The following is a 20,901-nucleotide window of genomic DNA, read 5'->3' as shown; positions in this document are numbered from 1 at the left end:
TTGATCGAATGTCTTTAAAACAACAAACGAATCTGGAATGACTAAAAAGTAAGCCAAAAAGATGCATGAACCATTTGCAGAAGTGTCCTTTAGATTTGCAAATAATGACTATTATTTAATTTGTCTAACAAAATATTTGTTTATTTTTCATTTCATTCCAAATTTTATCAATACAGGACAAAAGCCTTTTTTTATTTTTTCTTTATGGTGTTGCTCAATATCGCACTTCATCAGATTTGATTTTTCTCAATTATGCCGAATAAATTGCGATTAAATATAAATATGACCTCTAACAATTAAATTAGAACACTGATTATTGAAGTAATTTTTAGTTTTATCTCATTTGTTTAAGATCAATTTCATCCTTAAAAGTCGATTTTTAAGCGCTGATCATTTAAGCAAATGACACATTCAGAAACATAATGTACAGCAAAGCATCTGATTTTGTTGAATAAATCAACATGCAATCACTTTCTTTTACAGATCACTAGCACCATATTTCATGCGGGTATAAAGTCATTTTCAGGGTGATCCATTCATCATTTGATCTTGGAGTAAAACAAACTCTTAGAACAAGATGTGTCGTCTCTCATTTAGATGAGCTCAAACTGTCAGATTAATTTTCTCTCCCTCTGATTAATCTCTTGGCTTATCCCAATCTAAACACATCTGCATGATGGATTTTAATGTCATAGAAGACACTTATTCGAGTCGTTAGTCGAGCCACTCTAGATTAATACGAGTCATTGGTATGAAAATCAAAATCATTGAACAGAATACTGCGATTTGCATTGTCATCATTTTATGCGCTGTCGTTCTTTCAGTATTCAGCTATTACGCTGAAGGTCTTCCTTCTGTCTTTCTGTCAATCGCAGCACTATTACTGGTGCTTTGGAGCATCGTGGCATGGCCTCACGATCTCGTATACAAAATTACCTATTTAGATCAAGCACAAGAAACCCATGAAATGAAATGCTACATTTCAGTTCGTTTTAGCGAAAGACAACGCCAGCGTTGTTTTGAGCAATGGGTACCGGGGAAAATTATCGATGTTGAAGAAATGGAAGAAGTCGTTCATTGTCCATTACGATTTCGCTCTATTGGGCATATTTAATGATGAAGTGTTGAATGAAAAGCCGTTGAAAGGCTTTTAAATAAAATGAGAACTGAGGTTCTCATTTTTTGTTTCTGAATTTTGTGATTTTACTTTATCAAGCGAAGTTGATTTAGTCTTATGACCATTAAGATTGATATTGTCATAAACCTATCTAAACAATAAATTTAAAAAATAAAAGACATATAAATCGAATCATAAAAAATGAAATGTGCATTTTATTGACATACAAGCAATCCATCAACAATAAAAGGCCATTTTCAAAATATAAGATTTAATGAACTTTAACCACTTTTCCATGATTGCTTTGATAAATCCATTGATGATCAAATAATTCTTCATCCAAATGATCTAGACTTAAATTACCAATTGCTACGGCATAAAAACCATTGCCCTGCTGTTTTTGCTCAATGATTTTTTCCATCAACTCATCATTAAGTTGACCCATAATAAAATCTGAAATCACCACCACATCTGCATGTTGAAAATGTGGATCTACAAGCATATCAACTGCATGTTCGATGGCAGGAAGAATATCTGTACCGCCATGAAAGGATTGACTTAAGAAGTGAATCAATTCATCCAAGGCTGTTTTACCATTTAAATTCAGTGCAGTTAAATTGGTCGAAAAATTGATGATATACATGGCGCGTTTTGTCTTCATAGCTTGCATCGCCAAATATAAAGTCATCGCTTTGGCAATGAGTTCAGGTTGACCATGCATGGAACCACTGGTATCTAAACAAATCACCATTGGTCCTTTCTGACCGAGTTTTCTTTTATATTGATGTTGATCTTCAATAACACGGCCTGATTGCTGCCCCTGCATGTTAAAACTCATCAGATTTGACTCTAAGTACTTCAGGTCAAATAAAATTTGCAACTCTGGATCAGTCAATAGCGCCAGCTCACTGGGTAAAGCCAAACTTAATTCTTTAGACAGTTGAATACCGACAATTTCTTCTTTGGCTTGTTGTTCTATCACGTCCTCCACACTGTATTTATTGGTCACTGGCAATGCTTTTCTATGGTGCTGAGCTGGTTGAGCTGAACCGATCATTTTGCATAGTTTCAATAACTCGGCATCATGTTCCAGATAACTCAGCCATTCTTCAAATTGCTGCACATCTTGTGGGGTTAATTTTCCACTGGAGTAATCAATAAACACGCCTGTTTCGATGCCCAAAGAATCTTTATGCTTAGACATTTTTTGCAAAGTGGCTAAAAAGTCTTTCATTTCATCTAAAAAAGCATCTCGTTGTAATGCCAATTGCTCAAATTCCCAGTGCGCCACCGCTTGGGTCAGTTTACGTTGCCACTTTTCTTTTAAGAGTTGAAATTGTAAAGTATTGGCAGAAATCTTGGAAAATGACAGATCTAAATTCGCTTGCGGTTTTAACATTTCGGTTAAATCAGGCGCACCCAATAGATGATTAAACTCCTGATATTCAGAGAGCATGTGTCTAAATTGAGCTCCGTCAATGTTGGATAATTCAAGCCATCCTTGTAACTGCTTCTGCGCAGTCATAAACGGATGCTGTTGATCTAAACTTGATTTTGCCTGAAATGCCCATTGCCGAACCTTTTCATCTAAATTTTTAGCAACTTTATGATCTTTTAACCAATGCCTTAATGTCGATTGCTCCAGTTCATCATATAACTGTTGTGTTGCTTGTTCGAGTATTGAAGACGTTGCGTCTGAACTCAAATGCTTTGGGCTTTTCATTCAGTTCAACTCATTATTGCTTACACAGCTGTTCAAGACGCTCAGTATCTTGAATCTGTACAGCGTAGCGCTCAAGTTCCAGTTGAATATTGGCTTTTAATTTCTCAATATCAGCAGTATCAACAAAAACTGAGTCAAAGTGAGGTGACTGAATGTGGAATCTTTGTTTTAAGAGATTTTTTGCATGCGTTAAAGCATCTTTCAACTTCAGTGTTTGATTGAGTAAATCATATTTCACCTCAGCACTAACATTCGAACGTGGCGTACCTTTGGTGTATTTGATATACGGTGTGACCACTTCCTCCAAACCATAATAGCCACCTTTTAAGGTACATTGTCTTGAACCATTAAAATTGCAAACAATGCCACGAATCTCATGCCCACTTTCATCAATCGCAAAAAAGTCTTTTTTCGTGCCCATTTTATTCAGCTCTAGATATAAGACTTTATCTTTATAATGATGATCTAGATTGGTGACCGCACGTAAGTATTCTTTATTACTGATGAGATAACTTTCATAGACATCATCAGTATAGAAAAACTGGTTTAATATCGCTTGTTCCAAATCATCCTTGGTTTTCATGATTGCTTCAAAATCGAGATCAGTACTTAGACCCAATTCCCCAATCACATCTGAAATGGTATTGGCAACAAAACTTTGATCTTCAAGCTGATTCCACAAACAATGTTTTAAAATAAATAAATCGCTTAACAATACTTCTAAACGATCATTTAAAAAAGCTGCTGCTTTGACCAAATATGCCACACGTTGCCAACGACGATCAGAAACATAAACCTGCTCATCTTCAAAAGGCTGATTGAGTCTGTGTTTGATTTCATCAAAAATCGCTAAAATAGAATCTGGCAAAGACTCAGCATAGATTTGCTCTCGCCAAGTCAATAGTTCACTTTCTTTAATCACGATTTCTTCAGGGACTTGGACTTTAATCGAACTTGGTTTTGCTTGTAATAAATGATGGAAATTCTCGGCCTGTTGAATCGGATTGACATTTAAACGCAAAATAAAACGATCATATAATGCATCTAAGCCCTGATTGCGCTCTGGAATTTCATTCGATGCGCTGATTAAAACTTTTAAGGGAACTTGTTGTAGCAATTCACCATTTTTAAAGATTTTCTCATTCACCAATGTCAGTAGCGTATTCAAAATCGCTGGGCTGGCTTTCCAAATTTCATCTAAAAATGCAAAGTCAGCACGCGGTAAATAATGTTCCGTTTTTCGAATATATTGATCTTGTTTTAAGGCTTTGATTGACACTGGACCAAAAATTTCTTCCGGTGTACTAAAGCGATTCATCAAATATTCAAAATAGTTAGACACTTCAAATGCAGATGCAATACGTCTTGAAATTAAGCTTTTCGCAGTACCAGGAGAACCATAAAGAAAAGTATTCGCCCCTGCGATACCAGCCAACAGACTTAAAGCAATAATTTGCTCACGTTCATACATGTTTTCACTAATGCTTGAAATTAAAGTCTTGATCCGCGCTTTCATCTTTATCTAAATCATTTAAGTCAGTCTATATTGTAACGATCCTCTTCTATGCTGTGGTGTCAATCTCAAAAAATTTCCGCCTTAAAATGAAAAAAGCTTTAGAATAAAAAAATAAAAATAGGATGATGCTTTGAAATATGTCCATTTTCTGGTTGTTTTTACTTCGTATTTTAAAAATCGATCGCTTTAAATATCGTACATTGACCCTAGGCGAAATTACGCTGTGTCAACGTGTTTTTGGCGATTTGATTGATTATGAAAAGGTCAAAGTTTTAAACCAACCCTATTTGCCTTGGCAACCTGTACATATGTTTATGGCTCCTGAAGGTTATATCCATTCACGTGATGAAAACTATAGTTTAGATTACAGCCAAGAAAGCCTTGGATATCAAGCGGTGTTTATTCATGAGATGGCACACATCTATCAGCATCAACAAGGCATTAATGTGCTATTGAAAGGCGCAATACTTCAGATCGCACACTATCTAAGTTTTTGTCGTTATGATCCCTATGACTATCAATTTGATGCAAATAAAGATTTTTGGCAATACAACATCGAACAACAAGGTGATATCGCCAAGGATATTTTTTTACAGAAAATCCCTAATATTATTGATAAAACGCAATCATAAGTTTAAAAGTAGTTTGAATTGGTCGAAATGACATTGACAGCCAGTATTTATTACATGAATGTTAATAAGAAATGAAATGCATGGGCTTTCAATCTTATTCACTTAAATATTATTGAAAATAAAGTATAATAACCCCATTAAAAATTAAGGCTTTTTTGTAATTATGTTGCCAACACGCGCATAATAGTAATTAATCGCTAGTATATCTATTTTTTTTCGATAGAATACTGCAGAGTCATAATTTTTTACTGCGCAAGAAATAAGATTTTAACGCAGTTAATTTTTCATGCTTTTATTTTTCGCCTTTTGGCAATACTTGGTAATAAATACACATGCCTGAATAATTATATCAATATAAATCAGTAACTTGTGTATACTCAACCCTATAGGAATAGGACTTGTTTTAAATGAATAGTTTTAAAATTTCGCTAGCTCAATTCTCTCCAACTGTCGGTAATAGCGAAGCTAATGTTCAACGAATGATTGAACTCGCTCAAGAGGCGAAACAACAAAATGCGAACATTATCGTATTTCCTGAATTATCTACTATCGGCTACCCTGCTGAAGATTTATTGTTACGTCCTAGCCTAACTAAGCGTACTGCGAAAGCATTTGAAGCGCTTGCTGAAGTGAAAGACATCGTGATGGTTTTTGGTTTCGTCAATCAAGCTGAAAATGGTCAACGTTATAATTCTGCTGCTGTCATGAAAGATGGTCAAGTTTTGGGGATCTACAATAAGCAGAATTTACCAAACTATAGCGTATTTGATGAAAAACGCTATTTTGGTGAAGGTCATCAGCATCTTGTGTTTGAATATCTAGGTCACAAATTTGGCGTGCTGATTTGTGAAGATGTGTGGTCATTAGAAACTGTACAACAACTTGCTCAGCTCAATGTTGAAAGCGTTTTGGTATTGAATGCATCACCTTATGAAGTAGGTAAACCACAACATCGTATTCAAACTTTGCAAGAACTTGCCAAACAATTGCACATTAACATCGTCTACGCTAACCAAGTTGGTGGTCAAGATGATTTGATTTTCGATGGTACAAGTTTTGTGGTGACCAATGCAGGTCAAGTTGCATTACAAGCACCAAGCTTTAAAGAAGAACTTCTGTTCGTTGACTATGAAGTTGAAAATAAAGCTTATAAAACTGCAACAGCGTCTCCATTTTTGGAAACTATTCCTGAGATTTATCAAGCATTGGTCATGGGCACACGTGATTATGTGCAAAAATCAGGTTTCCCAGGTGTAATTTTAGGCTTATCTGGTGGAATTGATTCTGCACTGACTTTAGCAATTGCGGTTGACGCAATTGGCGCAGATAAAGTGCAAGCCGTGATGATGCCTTATACTTATACTTCCCAAATCAGTGTGGAAGATGCCGCTGAACAAGCAAAACGTTTAGGTGTAACTTTCGGTATTGCCGAAATCCACCCGATCGTAAATAGCTTTATGCAAACGCTTTTCCCATTCTTTGGTAACTCACCTGCAGATGCAACTGAAGAAAACCTTCAAGCACGTGCACGTGGTACATTATTGATGGGTCTTTCCAATAAGTTTGGTAACCTCGTACTGTCTACAGGTAACAAATCTGAGCTCTCTGTTGGTTATTGCACATTATACGGCGACATGGTTGGTGGTTACGCTGTATTGAAAGACGTGTATAAAACCATCGTCTTTGAACTGGCTAAATACCGCAACTCATTGGAAGACACACCTGTTATTCCAGAACGTGTGATTACGCGTCCACCATCTGCTGAACTTCGTCCTGATCAAAAAGACCAAGATTCATTACCTGCTTATGATGTGCTTGATGCGATTCTTTATGCATATATTGAAGAAGATCAAAGTCAGGACGACATTATCGCCAAAGGTTTTGACAAAGACGTGGTTGCAAAAGTGATTGCATTAGTCGACCGCAATGAATACAAACGTCGCCAAGGTTGTATTGGACCACGTATTAGCTCACGTGCATTTAGTCGTGAACGTCGTTATCCAATCGTGAATGGATGGAAACCAGGTGTCTAATCAGACTCCAGAACAATTTGCTCAAGCGCTTATGCTTGAGCAGATTGCTTTTATCAAAAAACAACTATTAAGCGCTAAAAACAATACTTATTTAGAAAATATCGTCCAGCAAATTTATACAGATTCCGATCAAATTATTTTAAAAGATGTCATCCAATTAGAATCATTGAATGGTGTCGTGCAAAAGTATGCTTTTGAACTCAATCTTGGACCAGATATCTTAGAATTCATTGGTGCTGTTGCCCAAAAAGTACATCAATTTATTTTGAGTCAATCTGCAACGGTTCATGAATTCTTCTCAGATGAAAGCTTTGAACTTTGGATGTATAAATGTCTAGAACTAGACCAATTACGTCACTACATCAAAGATAATTTGCATCATAATCCGCAAGCAATGCATGTGAGCTTACAACTCGCCAATCAAATCTTAGAAAACTATACCCCTTGGCTCAATCAGCTAAGAAAACTCAAAACCAGTAACAATCGTTTTGGGGCAAAAGTTTTAAACTTTATACAAGATCAACAACAACAGATTGAATTAAAACTTGAACAACAGCTTGCCCAAGCCATCTTAAAACAGCTTGGACAAATTATTACTCTTCCCAATGATGAACTCGCCGAAATCATTTTAGAAATCTGGAATGATGTTAAACATCGCCCACTTCGTGAGATGTTCGAGCAGATCGAGTCAATCGATATCGAAGAGTTTTTTATCTTGGTCTATGAAACATGGCGTAGCTTAAGAAAAACACCTTATTTACAAGCGATCGTATTGCACGTCGTTGCAGCTTTTTACGATTACTTTAGCAATTACACACTGAAAGAACTTTTACAGTCTGTAGGATTGGATAAAGCTGATTTATTAGAAGAAACATATCGCTTTTCTCCGCATTGCTCACAAGCGCTTGATCGGGCTGGCTTATTAGAACCTCTTATACACGCTTATATCGCACCTTTCTTCCAAGCACAGCAAACCCATCAATTTATTGCAGACTTTATAGATAATAGAAAAGACGGCACTGTATAGCGTGATCAATCGTGTTAGATTTTAATGATCTTTATGTCATTCAATGTATAAGAGGCACTATTTGAATATAGAAATAAATCAACAAGCTCACCCATACATCACCAGTATAAAATAGATCTAGACCAGATTTATTTGCATAACGTTGAATTTACTTTCTGAAATTTAAAGTACAGTGAATTGATTTTAATTATCTTTTTTTAAATATTGAGATGATTATTTAAAATGATTTATTCCACACAAAAAAAGAGACCATACTAGTGAGTATGGTCTATAAAAATGGTGGCTATGACGAGACTTGAACTTGTGACCCCCGCATTATGAGTGCGGTGCTCTAACCAACTGAGCTACATAGCCGTAAACTGTGCGCGCATTATCTAAATTTCAGTTCATCACGTCAAGCATTGCTCGATGCTTATGTTCACGCTTTGAGCAATTTAGAAATAAGCGCTTAAAATACATACATATTTCGTTCATTTATAAAAACTTTTATTCATTTTTAGAAACTTAGTCAAAAAGATCAATATCGTTTGATTCAAGTTTAAATTTTTACATGCATTCACCTTACAAAAACAACAATAGATCAAAGCTTAAATAAACGTAAAAATTCAATTACAATACAATGATCATTCTTCTATTCAATGATGATGCTTTAAATTTTGATAAACTTTCAGGTATCAATTTTAAAATAATTTACATCACAAAAAATTCACACCATTAAAATATGTAGATTATAAAAATTCTATAGCGAATTAAAACACCAAAGAGAGAATACCTTTGCAAGACATTCAACACCCCTATATCGCTGGATTTTGGCTTCGATTTTTTGCAGCATTTATAGATTCAATCCTCGTCGCAGTCGTGTGCTATGTTATTTCACTTTGTTTGAAAAACACGCTCACAACCTATCCAATTTTATTTACATGTATTGGATTTATCTTGGTCGCCGCATATTTTGCAATCTGTAATAGCCACTTCAATCAAGGACAAACCTTTGGCAAGCAAATACTAAAAATAAAAGTTGTTGATCTCAACGGACAATATATCTCGCTTTATGCATCATTTGTTCGAGCTGTGTTGACGTATGCACCAAGTTGCCTAATGACAGTCACACTCTATATTGACTCATTAGTTGTGAGCATTTTCATTAATTTTGCACTGGCAACAATATACGCATTCACAGTGTATCTATTCGTGTTCAATCGACACAACCGTCGAACCGTGCATGATTACGCCACCAAAACCATTGTAATTCATGAGAACGTAGCCGCATCTCCAATTCAAACGATTTGGAAAGGACATTTTGCTTTTCTGGGTATTATTCTTGCTTTAATTGTCACTTATTTTTTTATTCAAACTCAAGTTTACACAGGGACTCAACAAGATACACTGGTCAAGTTAAAGCAATTACAGTCCAATATTTTAACCACACAAATTGCATCACAAACCATTCATGAGGATGGTAAAACATTCATCATGGCCATTTATAATGTTCAAGTAGACGATCTAAATCTTTTATATAACTCCGATTTTGCACAAAGATTTGCAGAAAACCTCAATCAAATTTCACCCCAGACATTAAATGAAAACAATTTTATTTTGCTTGGTGTGCAAGCAGGCTATCAATTTGGATTTGCCAATCGAAATGAAATCAATATGTACCAAATCGAAAGAACGGATCAAGGCGTAGAAGTTACCGAACAAGTCTCTACCCTCAATCAATTTTAACTCTTAAGTTACTTATCATTTTAAATACAATCATGAATACAACAATGAAAAATCATAAATCACACCCAATCTTGCCACGTGCTTTTGCGTTAATCATCGATCTGATTATTTTAGGTATAAGTTGTACATTTCTAGTAAAGTTAATTATTGCACATACCAATCTCTCACCTTTCGTTATCCACGTCATGGGTTGTATATATTGCTTGGTTTATTTTGTCATGCTGAATAGCCATATTGGCTCAGGAAAGACTATTGGAAAAATGCTGTGCAGGATTCGTGTCACGAATGCAACCAGTCAAGAGATTGGTATAGCGCAGTCATTTCTCAGATCAGCTATTTTTGTCTTACCACTGTGTTTTATTGGGTATTTAAAGCCATACGCTCAATTTTCACTGATGTGGTCTATTGTACAAGTTATACTGCTGTCCATCGTGATTGCTTGTATATACTTAGCTGCATTTAATACACAGAGCCAACAAGGCCTACATGACTGGCTCACACGTACACAAGTGCTACGCAACAGCCAATCTAGCCTTAAGATCACTCCCATCTGGAAAGGCCATTTTTATATTTTGGCGCTGATCACTTTAGCCTTACTGATTACAGCTATTTGGCAAAGCAGTAAACGCCAAAATCAAGACTTTTCAAGCTTAGATCCTACTGTCCACAATATTCAACTCATCACTCATCATACCTATCTCGGTGAAGCTGAATCGTTAAACCAAATACTGAGTTTTGATCTCAATCAACGACCAACCCAGAATGACTTAGATACTGCACAGTTGCTATTGGAAAAACTCAATCATCAAGAACCGGGGTTTATTGCTAACAATGGAATTGATAAAGCCCAATTAAATTATGCAGATCAGTTTGGTTTGGTTCGTATAAATCATTCTGTAACCTTTGATATTGTTGAAAATCGAGGTGTAATTACACTCATCCATTCAGGTCAAGGCACTTCAATGAACCTTGGGTTTTAATTGGTTCAGCTCATTGTGATTATATACAGGCAAAAAAAGACCTTGCTAGTGAGCAAGGTCTATAAAAATGGTGGCTATGACGAGACTTGAACTTGTGACCCCCGCATTATGAGTGCGGTGCTCTAACCAACTGAGCTACATAGCCGTAAACTGTGGGCGCATTATCTACTTGATTACAATATTGGTCAAGTGATTTTGAAACCGTTTGTACAAATTTTGATGAAGTGAGCCGATAAGCCGGGTTCTGTCGTGAACGATCATTCCTCTAGGCGCACAATCACTCATGCGCTCAAGCGACCTACCCGGATCCAGCATGGGCCATGCCTAACGGATCCCTATTTGGTCTTGCTTCTGGTGGGGTTTACCATGCCATGAACTGTTACCAGTCATGCGGTGCGCTCTTACCGCACCCTTTCACCCTTACCATTTTCTAGGCTGATCCGAAAATCAGTTGCAAAATGGCGGTCTACTCTCTGCTGCACTTTCCGTAGGCTTGCGCCTCCCAGGCGTTACCTGGCACCTTGCCCTATGAAGCCCGGACTTTCCTCCCCTGCTTCAATCACGGAGATTTCCACAGCAGCGATCGTCTAGCTCACTTCAAGACGCGCATATTATCAAACTTTAAGGTGAATTGCTCGCGCTTTTTTGAGCAATTAGCATTTTATACTTTTCCATCAATTCATCTTGAGATTCCACATGATTGGGATCATGCGGAATGCAATCGACAGGACAGAAAAGTGAACATTGGGGTTGATCGTGATGTCCTACGCACTCTGTACACAAATCTGGGTTGATTTCATAAATCACCTCACCCATGAAAATCGCTTCATTGGGACATACAGGTTCACAAACATCACAGTTGATGCATTCATCAGTAATAAATAAAGACACTCTACCAGCCTTGTTGATGTTTCCGCTCAAAGGCTTCAACCACAGCTTTAGGTACAAACTTGGTCACATCACCATTTAAACGGGCAATTTCACGGACTAAAGTCGATGAAATAAAAGAATATTGCTCTGAAGGGGTTAAAAACACCGCTTCAAAGTTTGAATCGAGTTGACGATTCATATTTGCAAGTTGAAATTCATACTCAAAATCGGAGACTGCTCTTAAACCACGCAGTACAGCAGTTGCCTTTTGCTCATTGAAAAAGTTCACCAACAAGCCATCAAATCCGACAAATTCAACATTGGATAAATGACTTAAGGAAGCTTTCGCAAGCGCAACACGCTCATCTAAGCTAAAAACGGGGTTCTTATGATGACCAATCGCAATTGCGACCACGACTTCATCAAACATTTTCGATGCTCGAGAAACCAAATCGATATGTCCATTGGTAATTGGATCAAAAGTTCCAGGATAGATGACGCGAGTTTTAGACATCCCTATGTACTCTAGGTTTATTATGTATGGCGTAGTTTAACAAAAACTTGTTGTATAGCGAATATCTCTTGTACTTGAAATCACTTCACCTGAAGCCAAGTTTAAGGCAAAATACGCTTAATCTTGGAATATTAGTCTTATGTCGAAAAATATAGTCGTAAAAAAGAATAATGGTGGAACTATTGCGCAGAACAAACGCGCACGCCACGATTATTTTATTGAAGAAAAATTCGAAGCTGGTCTCTCATTGCAAGGCTGGGAAGTAAAGTCATTACGTGCTGGACGTATGACGATTACTGAAAGCTATATTATTTTTAAAAATAACGAAGCTTTTTTGTTTGGTGCTCAAATTCAACCTTTATTAACAGCTTCTACTCATGTGGTTCCAGAATCAACACGTACACGTAAATTATTGTTATCAAGACGTGAACTCGAAAAACTTCAAGGGGCAATTAACCAAAAAGGTTATACCTGTGTTCCCTTGGCGTGTTACTGGAAAGGTCGTTTGGTCAAACTTGAAATTGCACTGGTAAAAGGGAAACAGTTACACGATAAACGTGCTACTGAAAAAGATCGTGATTGGCAACGTGATAAAGCCCGTATTTTTCATAAATAAAAAAAACCTCCTTTAGGAGGTTTTTTTTATGGTGAATGAAGGCTTAACAGAATTAACAGAATTAACAGAATTTCAAGTTACCATAACAGTTCGGAGCGAAGGTCTGTGTTGCCAATTTTAAATCTTGGATAGGGAAATTCAGCGGTTTAGACCCTGTCAAATTCACATTACCAATATTTAATCCAGTAATTGCACAAGAGACTAAAGGACAATAAGACGGATTATTTTTTAAATACTGACTAATATGTGGAACCACCTGTTTTAAAATATCATCTGATATATCAATGGTATTGGAAGGTGTGACTTGACCAATATCAATGCCATCTTCGAGTGCTAACCACCAACCTCTATTGGCAGCCACAGTTGCACCAGGCCAAAAAACACTTTGACTCTGTAATGATAAAGAAAATGGATTATTGACAGGTAATTTATGAATAAAGCCTAAATTTTCTGAAATCTTGAGATCTGCTGTCAAACCCGTAATCTGCCCTCTCGCACTGATTGGAACAGGCAACCAATTGACTAAGGCACTGTTCAACCGAGCAACAATTCGACCAGAAAAATCTAAACCACCAATGGTCGCAACACCCGTTAAATTTGCCGAATTCATACGTGACCCGGTTATCGTGGTGCCATTCACTGACAAATTAGCACTTGCTGATTCAAGACCTAAATCATAGTCATTGGTTGAATAACCAGATCCCGAACCTGTATTTAACAATAGACGAATATTCCCGTCGATATTCATCTTGGTATCATTATAGGTCATAGATCTGACTGTAGTGGATGCAACACCCGTGGTGGGTAAAATTTTCAAATAACCACTCAGGCTATTAATCCCATTGGGTTTATCCGAGTTTTCCTCACCCATGGTTAAAAGGCCCAGTACTTTTTCAGCACTTAAACGTAAGCCAACGACTTCACGTGTAGAGGAAGAATTTGGATTTTTAATGGCAAACTCAACAAAGGGATTGGTCAATACAGCTGAAGAACTGGCACGTCCATCTCGGGTATCAGAAACACCACTCAGACTTAAGTTATCAATATCGATATCACAGTTACCCGCACCGTTTATCCCACCACAGCCCAGTTGTAAACTGCGAATATTTGCATTGAGCTTTACATCTGCTTCCATACCGAGTTTATAAAAACCTACTACATTTCCAGCCATTTTATTTTCAGCATCAGTCGGAGAAATATAAGAGAGACTCAGTAATGCTTGACCATTTACATCTGACAATTCTTGGTCAGATAAGGCCTGTAACTCAACAGGATTTGCATATACTGTAGATGCACTGACAGCAAAAGGGAGTGAAAAAAAGAGTGCATTCATCCATTTATTTTTCATATCAGATTATCCTAATCTTAATATTCATTTTTATTTAATTATTCTTAACGACTTTTTAATCTTAAGACGTATAAATTATTTTCAATATTAGCAAAAAATATAATCAACCCAAATATTTTTTCAAAAAATCCGACCAAAAGATGTAAACAAGTCTAATCATAAAGATAAAAATGTGTGCTATGACACATAGATTCAATGCAAATTTGAATGAAAATACGCATACATGGTGAATTTATTTCATGAGCACCATTGGCTTTTATTTACCAATTTTGAATATAAACAAATATTTAGTTTAGTACATCTTATAAAAAAGCCACTCAAAGAGTGACTTAAAATCAATGAAAAATAAATTAAAATAACGCAATAACTAGGGTCTGTTGACATTTCATAATGGTAACCAGATAAAGATACAGGCTAAAGCAACTGAGTTTTCATAGTTCTGCTTTAGCTTGTCATACCGAGTTGCAATTCCTCGAAAATGTTTCAATCTTGCAAATGCATTCTCCACTAAGTGCCTGATTTTATATAAATACCAATCCATGTGCTGATTGCTAGATTTAGAATTACATTTCTTTGGAATGTTCGCTTTAGTTTCGGTATTCTCAATTTTTTCTCTAAGTAATTCTGAATCATAACCCTTATCTGCACACAATATTTCTGTTTCTTTTAAATCCAAAGCATCAATCAAATTAGGTGCAACTTTTACATCATGGGTCTTGCCATCACCAATGATAAATTCAATAGGATTTCCATTCGCATCCATAGCTAAATGGATTTTAGAACTATTTCCACCAATGCTTTTAGAAATAGCTTGGTCTTTCACTCCTGCCGCATGTTGATGTGCTCGCACATGAGAGGCATCAATAAAAACCCATTCTGAATCTGGATCATTGGATAATAATTTAAATACTTTTATCAACTTACTGTCTTTGCACCAACGATTAAATTTCTTAAAAATAGAGTTTGGTTTGCCAAATATTTCAGGCAAATCTCGCCAAGGGCAACCCGTTCTAATCCGATAGAGAATTGCTTCAATGAATAATCTCAAATTATGTTTGAGATAAATACCAAAATTGATAAGAATAGATTTCAGCTTAGACCAGTGTTGATCCGTCAGCATTGTTCGAGGCATAGCGAGGAGTAGATTTAGTTTGGCGATTGAATTTTACTTTCTCGCTATTTTTTTGAACAGCAAATGTCAACAGACCCTAGTGCATATTTATTTTATTCACCAAACCAGCGATATATTCTCCAAACCAAATCGCTGTATCTAAATCACCTTGAGGTGGTGTGATTTCAACTGGAGCATTATCAGACTGTGTCATTAACCCTAAACTACTCGCCAAACGATTTAGATCTCGTTCACCATGACCTGTTGACATGAGCGGTAAGCCCGACCATAACATGCCATGTTGCATTGCAAATAAATTGATTTGTTGTAGGACAGATAATTTATCTCCGCTTAAACCACCTGAGTTGGTAAAACCTGCGGCTAATTTGCCACTCCAAATCCGATTTTTCCAACGCTTAGAACTCGAGTCCATAAACATTTTAAATTGACCTGTCACGCTTCCCATATAGGTTGGGCAACCAAATATTATGGCTTCAGCTTGATCAAGAAAATCCCAGTCGACATGTTCAATGTTCATACATTGAACACGAACACCCATTTGACTCGCGCCTTGGGCAATAAATTCGGCAACTTTGGCTGTATGCCCATATGGACTGTGATATACGATGGCTAGAGATTTTGAGAGATCAGACATAAGAAAGCAAAATTACATTTTGCACAACAGTTTAACACTATTATTGCATAAACACGAAAGTTGCCATTCTTCCTGTCTTGGCATTACGGCGATACGAATAGTAGTGCTCTGCTTGACGATAAGTACATTGGTCGCCACCAAAGACTTGGCGAATCCCAAACTGATTTAAAATATAACGCGCAATGGCATACAAATCTGCTTGATATTTGCCTTGATTTTCACCATTTTCGAATGCTGACGATAATGCTGGATACTTGCTACAGAAAATTTCTTTGACCTCAGCGCCCACTTCAAAACATGGTTGACTAATAGCAGCGCCTAACCATGCCCATGTAGGCTCAGACTGCATTTCTTCGATGGTATTTTCGATAATCCCATTTGCAAGACCACGCCATCCTGCATGCAAATTTGCAATTTCAGTCCCTTCGGCATTACCTAAAACTACAGGTAAACAATCTGCGGTCATCATCATCAATGCATGACCTTTGGTTTGCGTCACCAAACCATCACCTTCCAAAGCATCAAACGGAATTTGCTCATTAATGGTATGACATATTGTGCTATGGGTTTGTGTCATCCATGTGATTTTATCTACGCCAAATGCTGAGAACTCATTCAACAGCGTCATGCGATGCTGTTGAACACGCTGAGGATCATCATGTACATGCAATGCCAAATTGAAGCCCTCAAGTTCAGTACTACTTGATGGTTGAGCTTGGTCATGTTGAACTTGAGTTTGTCCCACATATACACCCTGGGGTAAACCTTGAACAAATTGCATGTACATTTTCCTTAATCATTCGTTAAATCTAAAGTGAACTCAAAAAGCGCTTAATAGGCTTTGTTTTCACTTCGCAGCACATCCAAAAGTGCCGTAAAGTCTTCTGGCCAAGGCGCTTCAAATGTCATTTCTTCGCCTGAACGTGGATGAACCAGCCCTAATTTTGAAGCATGTAATGCCTGACGTTTAAACGCACGTAAAGTGCTGGCTAAAGTTTCAGAAGCTCCTGCTGGGACTTTCACACGACTCACATAAACAGGATCACCAATCAGCGGGAATCCAATATAGCTAAAGTGAACACGAATTTGATGCGTACGACCCGTTTCTAACTGTGCTTGAACACGCGTGAAATTTTGAAAACGTTCTTTCACATTGTAATGAGTTACGGCATCTCGACCGCCCGGTAAAATTGCCATTTTCACACGATCGACAGGATGACGCTTGATCGGCTCATCAATCGTTCCACCTGCAATAATGTTGCCATATGTGATTAAATCGTATACTCGGTACACTGATTTTTTTGCCAATTGCTTACTTAAAGAAAATTGCGCTTCTAAATTTTTCGCAACAACCAATAAACCAGAGGTGTCTTTATCGATACGATGCACCAAGCCTGCACGTGATAATTCAGCAGACTTTGGGTAATGGTAGAGTAATGCGTTAACTAATGTACCATTTGGGTTACCTGCACCAGGGTGCACGATCATTCCGACTGGTTTATTAATGACGAGAATGTCATTATCTTCATAGACAATGTTAAGTGGGATATTTTCAGGCTCAGCACCAGTTTGAACTTCGAGTTCAACATCTAGGCTTAGTATTTCATTCCCTTCACATTTATACTTAGGTTTGACAACTTGACCATTGACAAGAAGGTGACCTTCTTTCAACCACTGTTTTAGTTTTTCGCGAGAGAATTCACTCCAAACCATAGCAGCGGCTTGATCAATTCGCAGACCTAAATAGCTTTCATCCAATTGAAATTGCAACGATAAACGTGTTGCAGTTGCTGCGGAATTGTGATTATCTGCATCCTCAGAATCTTCAAGTAAATTGAAGTCGGTTTCTGGGAAATTAGAATTAGAAGATTGTGCTGAAGTCATTTGCTCATTCGGACAAAAGTGGTTTAATAGTGCAATTGTAGCCTATTGCCCGTATAAACAGAGGAATTTTTATGTCGCTACCACGTTATAAAGTTACAATACTTGCTTTATCGTTAGGCTTAGCAGCTACATTTGTGGGCTGTAGCAGTAATCCAAAAAAAGATGTTGTTGATAAAGGTCCGCAATCGAGCGAACAAAGTTATTATGACAAAGCAAAAAAAGCATTAGACCGTAGACAATATAGCGATGCAGCAAAATCATTAGAAGCGATTGATACTTATTTCCCGACGGGACAATATTCTCAACAAGCACAATTAGATTTACTTTATACAAAATTCATGCAAAAAGATTATGAAGCGACTGTGACCTTAGCAGATCGTTTTATTCGTTTAAATCCGCAACATGAAAATGTGGATTATGCATATTATGTTCGTGGTGTTGCCAATATGGAGCAAAACTACGAAGGTCTACTTCGCTATACTTCACTTCAACAAGCACATCGTGATGTCAGTTATTTAAAAGTAGCGTATCAAAACTTTGTCGATTTTATTCGTCGTTTCCCAAGTAGCCAATATGCAGTCGATGCGGCTCAGCGCATGAAATTTATCGGTCAAGAATTGGCTGAAAGCGAAATGAATGCGGCTCGTTTTAATGTGAAACGTAAAGCATGGCTTGCAGCCGTTGAGCGCTCTCAATGGGTGGTAGAACATTACCCACAAACACCACAAATTCCAGAAGCATTAGCAACCATGGCATATGGCTATCAAAAACTTGGTGATAAAGCGACTGCACAACAATATATTGATGTATTAAAGCTTAACTACCCCAATATGGTAAAAGCCAATGGTGATGTCAATTTACGTGCGGCACGTCGTGATGGAAGCTGGATTAACAAAGCGACTTTAGGTATTTTTGGTCGCCAAGCTGTTTCACAAACTGGTAGCGAACAACCAGCTCAAGAAAAAGAAAAATCAGGTGTACTAAATCGTTTAAGTTTTGGCTTATTGGGCAATAAAGATGATTCTAAATTGGAATCCGCTCCTGCCAATGAAAGTTTATACGATCAGCAACGTAATCAACAATAATCTTGATGACTTGAAAAGGTGGGTTTATCCCGCCTTTTTTTATTTCATTTTTTGTAAAGGATTTCTTTTAGCCGCTAGATATTCAACGCCATGAGTTTGAGTTAAACTTGATGAAATCTCATCTTTTTGGCATCTGGCTTTTAAATTATGGCAATTCCACAACATACTATTGATCAAATCCTCGATCGTACTGATATTGTCGATCTGATTGGTCAACGTGTGAAATTGAAAAAGTCAGGTCGAACTTATTCAGGCTGTTGCCCATTTCATCAAGAAAAGTCGCCTTCCTTTCACGTCTATCGCGATAAACAGTATTATCATTGCTTTGGTTGTCAGGCGAACGGGAATGCGATTCGTTTTTTGATGGACATTGATCATCGAAATTTTGTCGATGTCATGAAGGATTTGGCCAGCCAAACAGGTATTGAATTACCAAAAGACAATTTTGATGCTAAAAAAATCTCCTACAAACGTGAAGCACCCAAACCTGCTCCACAAATTGCACCAAAAACTCAAGATTCCTCATCTACAGCGACATCATCTGAAGTAGTGCCATCCGTTGCAATGGGATTTGATGCGGATCCTTTTGAAGCTTTTCAAAATTTTCAAGAATTTGACACTGCTCCTTTTGAGTATGAGATGCCTTTTGAAGCGCCTGCTCAAGAAGGTAATTTCTATGATTTACTCGAAAATGTCGCACAATATTATGAAAAGCAATTGCCACAAAGTCAGGCTGCACAAAAGTATTTTAGACATCGTGGATTAAGTGCTGAAACTGTTAAATACTGGCGCTTAGGCTATGCCCCTGAAGACTGGCAACATCTGGAAAAAGCCTTTCCACAAGACATCGAAGGTTTAAAATTACTGGGTTTAATTCGTACCAGCGATACAGGTCGTGACTTTGATTTATTACGTGAACGGGTGATTTTCCCGATTCGGGATAGCAAAGGACGGGTTGTCGGCTTTGGTGGGCGCGCACTGAATGATGAAATTAAACCCAAATACATCAACTCACCAGATTCCGAAGTCTTCCATAAGAACCAATTGCTGTATGGTCTGTATGAAGGTCGTAAACTGAAAGCGCAAAACTGGTTGATGGTTGAAGGTTATATGGATGTGATTGCCCTTCAGCAAGCAGGCATTTCAGGTGCTGTTGCAACGTTAGGTACAGCAAGTAATGCTGACCATCTCAATATGCTGTTTAAGCAAAATAATCAGTTGACCATTGCCTTTGATGGCGATGCTGCTGGTCAAAAAGCTGCCCGACGCACTTTGGAAATTGCGCTTCCTTTACTCACCGATGGTCGAGAGCTTAAATTTTTCGTCATGCCAAAAGAGCACGACCCAGATTCATTGATTCGTAAAGAAGGGTTAGAAACCTTTAATCGACTTTGGCAACAAGCACCACTGCTATCTGACTTTATTTTTGCGCTCCTCAGTCAACAATATGAAGTCACGACACCTGAAGGTAAAAGTCAGGTGATGGGTGAACTCAATCAGTTGGCTGAATTACTTCCACAAAAGGGTTCCTATAAATATCTACTCAGACAATTTTTTAAAGAAAAACTGGGTTTTAACAAAAAATGGCAACCGCAAATCAATCATGATGCGTCACTGTCTTTTAACATTCGGACCAAAGATGAAGATTTTGCCATTGCGATGTTGATGCATCATCCGTTTTTATATATTCATTTTGAAGTGTTAACTGCGATTATTGACCCAAATGAATTGTTAGGAAAAGTCCTCAGCACATTGAATCGAATTTTTGATGACCTACCCGATGATCAAGAACTGGCGACCTATTATATTTTAGGTGCATGTAGTCCCTATCATTTAGAGTTAGCAGAAATTATGCAACGCACCAATATTCAGGCCTTAACTCAAGCACCTGAAATGGCAGATAAACTCGCTTCTGAGTATTCTCTTTCCTTACAAGAGAAGTATTTAAAACAAAAATTAAAATCACCAATCTCATTAAGTGAATCACGAAACTTAAGACAACAACTCAATGAGCTGACCAAAAAAATTGGTTTAAGATTACTTCACGAATAAAAAAAACAGGATC

At 37.3% G+C, this 20,901-nt stretch carries 18 protein-coding genes, 2 tRNA genes and 1 other RNA gene; 9 read left to right on the top strand and 12 right to left on the bottom strand.

Translation table 11 applies throughout. The features are described 5' to 3' along the window. The first annotated feature begins 751 nt into the window (after window positions 1–751). On the top strand, window positions 752–1,114 hold the full coding sequence (locus G8E00_RS05005) for a hypothetical protein (protein ID WP_166011764.1): 363 nt from the start codon (window positions 752–754) through the stop codon (window positions 1,112–1,114). 274 nt (window positions 1,115–1,388) lie between these two features. Here the strand turns inward: G8E00_RS05005 and G8E00_RS05000 are convergent, their stop codons facing one another. After that, window positions 1,389–2,840, bottom strand: a complete 1,452-nt coding sequence (locus G8E00_RS05000) for a VWA domain-containing protein (protein ID WP_166222382.1) — start codon at window positions 2,838–2,840, stop codon at window positions 1,389–1,391. 13 nt (window positions 2,841–2,853) lie between these two features. After that, window positions 2,854–4,356 (bottom strand): AAA family ATPase, encoded by a 1,503-nt coding sequence (locus G8E00_RS04995; protein WP_166222380.1) that lies wholly within the window; start codon window positions 4,354–4,356, stop codon window positions 2,854–2,856. A 137-nt stretch (window positions 4,357–4,493) separates the two neighbouring features. On the opposite strand from G8E00_RS04995, the gene G8E00_RS04990 reads away from it, so the two are divergent. The 3 genes from G8E00_RS04990 (at window position 4,494) to G8E00_RS04980 (ending at window position 8,048) form a co-directional block, all read left to right on the top strand. Continuing rightward, window positions 4,494–4,988 carry a hypothetical protein gene (locus tag G8E00_RS04990; protein ID WP_166222378.1) on the top strand — a complete coding sequence of 165 codons (495 nt, stop codon included), beginning with the start codon at window positions 4,494–4,496 and terminating at the stop codon, window positions 4,986–4,988. A gap of 407 nt (window positions 4,989–5,395) precedes the next feature. Then, on the top strand, window positions 5,396–7,021 hold the full coding sequence (locus tag G8E00_RS04985; RefSeq protein WP_166222376.1) for an NAD+ synthase: 1,626 nt from the start codon (window positions 5,396–5,398) through the stop codon (window positions 7,019–7,021). Continuing rightward, window positions 7,014–8,048 carry a hypothetical protein gene (locus G8E00_RS04980; protein ID WP_227591397.1) on the top strand — a complete coding sequence of 345 codons (1,035 nt, stop codon included), beginning with the start codon at window positions 7,014–7,016 and terminating at the stop codon, window positions 8,046–8,048. The genes G8E00_RS04985 and G8E00_RS04980 overlap by 8 nt, the downstream gene beginning before the upstream one ends. Before the next feature lie 277 nt (window positions 8,049–8,325). Here G8E00_RS04980 and G8E00_RS04975 read toward each other — a convergent pair. Next, window positions 8,326–8,402 (bottom strand) — tRNA-Met (locus G8E00_RS04975). Between the two features lie 420 nt (window positions 8,403–8,822). Here G8E00_RS04975 and G8E00_RS04970 point away from each other — a divergent pair. Both G8E00_RS04970 and G8E00_RS04965 read left to right on the top strand, forming a co-directional pair. Next, a complete protein-coding gene (locus tag G8E00_RS04970) occupies window positions 8,823–9,773 on the top strand; it encodes an RDD family protein (RefSeq protein WP_166222372.1) in 951 nt (316 codons plus the stop codon). Window positions 9,774–9,817: 44 nt separating this feature from the next. After that, complete coding sequence (locus G8E00_RS04965; protein ID WP_166222370.1) at window positions 9,818–10,753, top strand: RDD family protein; 936 nt, start codon at window positions 9,818–9,820, stop codon at window positions 10,751–10,753. A 68-nt stretch (window positions 10,754–10,821) separates the two neighbouring features. Here G8E00_RS04965 and G8E00_RS04960 read toward each other — a convergent pair. The 4 genes from G8E00_RS04960 to coaD all read right to left on the bottom strand — a co-directional run bounded on the left by G8E00_RS04960 (window position 10,822) and on the right by coaD (window position 12,137). After that, a tRNA-Met gene (locus tag G8E00_RS04960) sits at window positions 10,822–10,898 on the bottom strand. A gap of 72 nt (window positions 10,899–10,970) precedes the next feature. After that, an RNA gene (gene rnpB, locus G8E00_RS04955) (RNase P RNA component class A) lies at window positions 10,971–11,352 on the bottom strand. A 22-nt stretch (window positions 11,353–11,374) separates the two neighbouring features. Beyond that, the gene (locus G8E00_RS04950) at window positions 11,375–11,644 is read right to left on the bottom strand and encodes a YfhL family 4Fe-4S dicluster ferredoxin (RefSeq protein ID WP_166011755.1); all 270 of its coding nucleotides are present in this window, start codon (window positions 11,642–11,644) and stop codon (window positions 11,375–11,377) included. Window position 11,645: 1 nt separating this feature from the next. After that, a complete protein-coding gene (gene coaD / locus G8E00_RS04945) occupies window positions 11,646–12,137 on the bottom strand; it encodes a pantetheine-phosphate adenylyltransferase (protein WP_166011754.1) in 492 nt (163 codons plus the stop codon). Between the two features lie 139 nt (window positions 12,138–12,276). On the opposite strand from coaD, the gene smpB reads away from it, so the two are divergent. Continuing rightward, on the top strand, window positions 12,277–12,753 hold the full coding sequence (smpB, locus tag G8E00_RS04940; protein WP_166011752.1) for an SsrA-binding protein SmpB: 477 nt from the start codon (window positions 12,277–12,279) through the stop codon (window positions 12,751–12,753). Window positions 12,754–12,814: 61 nt separating this feature from the next. Here smpB and G8E00_RS04935 read toward each other — a convergent pair whose 3' ends face one another. The 5 genes from G8E00_RS04935 to rluD all read right to left on the bottom strand — a co-directional run bounded on the left by G8E00_RS04935 (window position 12,815) and on the right by rluD (window position 17,751). Then, window positions 12,815–14,101: a hypothetical protein gene (locus G8E00_RS04935; RefSeq protein ID WP_227591396.1), complete on the bottom strand. Its 1,287-nt coding sequence runs from the start codon at window positions 14,099–14,101 to the stop codon at window positions 12,815–12,817. 385 nt (window positions 14,102–14,486) lie between these two features. Then, a complete protein-coding gene (locus G8E00_RS04930; RefSeq protein ID WP_166222358.1) occupies window positions 14,487–15,233 on the bottom strand; it encodes an IS5 family transposase in 747 nt (248 codons plus the stop codon). A gap of 76 nt (window positions 15,234–15,309) precedes the next feature. Then, window positions 15,310–15,867, bottom strand: a complete 558-nt coding sequence (locus tag G8E00_RS04925; protein ID WP_166222356.1) for a flavodoxin family protein — start codon at window positions 15,865–15,867, stop codon at window positions 15,310–15,312. Between the two features lie 40 nt (window positions 15,868–15,907). Then, window positions 15,908–16,648: a peptidoglycan editing factor PgeF gene (gene pgeF, locus G8E00_RS04920; RefSeq protein WP_166011748.1), complete on the bottom strand. Its 741-nt coding sequence runs from the start codon at window positions 16,646–16,648 to the stop codon at window positions 15,908–15,910. Between the two features lie 50 nt (window positions 16,649–16,698). After that, window positions 16,699–17,751 carry a 23S rRNA pseudouridine(1911/1915/1917) synthase RluD gene (gene rluD / locus G8E00_RS04915; RefSeq protein WP_166222354.1) on the bottom strand — a complete coding sequence of 351 codons (1,053 nt, stop codon included), beginning with the start codon at window positions 17,749–17,751 and terminating at the stop codon, window positions 16,699–16,701. A gap of 71 nt (window positions 17,752–17,822) precedes the next feature. Between rluD and G8E00_RS04910 the strand changes: the two genes are divergently transcribed. Both G8E00_RS04910 and G8E00_RS04905 read left to right on the top strand, forming a co-directional pair. Then, a complete protein-coding gene (locus G8E00_RS04910) occupies window positions 17,823–18,836 on the top strand; it encodes an outer membrane protein assembly factor BamD (protein ID WP_166011744.1) in 1,014 nt (337 codons plus the stop codon). A gap of 147 nt (window positions 18,837–18,983) precedes the next feature. Next, on the top strand, window positions 18,984–20,888 hold the full coding sequence (locus tag G8E00_RS04905; RefSeq protein ID WP_166222352.1) for a DNA primase: 1,905 nt from the start codon (window positions 18,984–18,986) through the stop codon (window positions 20,886–20,888). The last annotated feature ends 13 nt before the right edge of the window (window positions 20,889–20,901 follow it).

The sequence above is a fragment of the Acinetobacter shaoyimingii genome (genome assembly GCF_011578045.1).
In the GTDB taxonomy this organism is placed as follows: domain Bacteria; phylum Pseudomonadota; class Gammaproteobacteria; order Pseudomonadales; family Moraxellaceae; genus Acinetobacter; species Acinetobacter shaoyimingii.
Note: the sequence above shows the minus strand (reverse complement) of the source record. Positions and strands in the feature narration are given on the sequence as shown.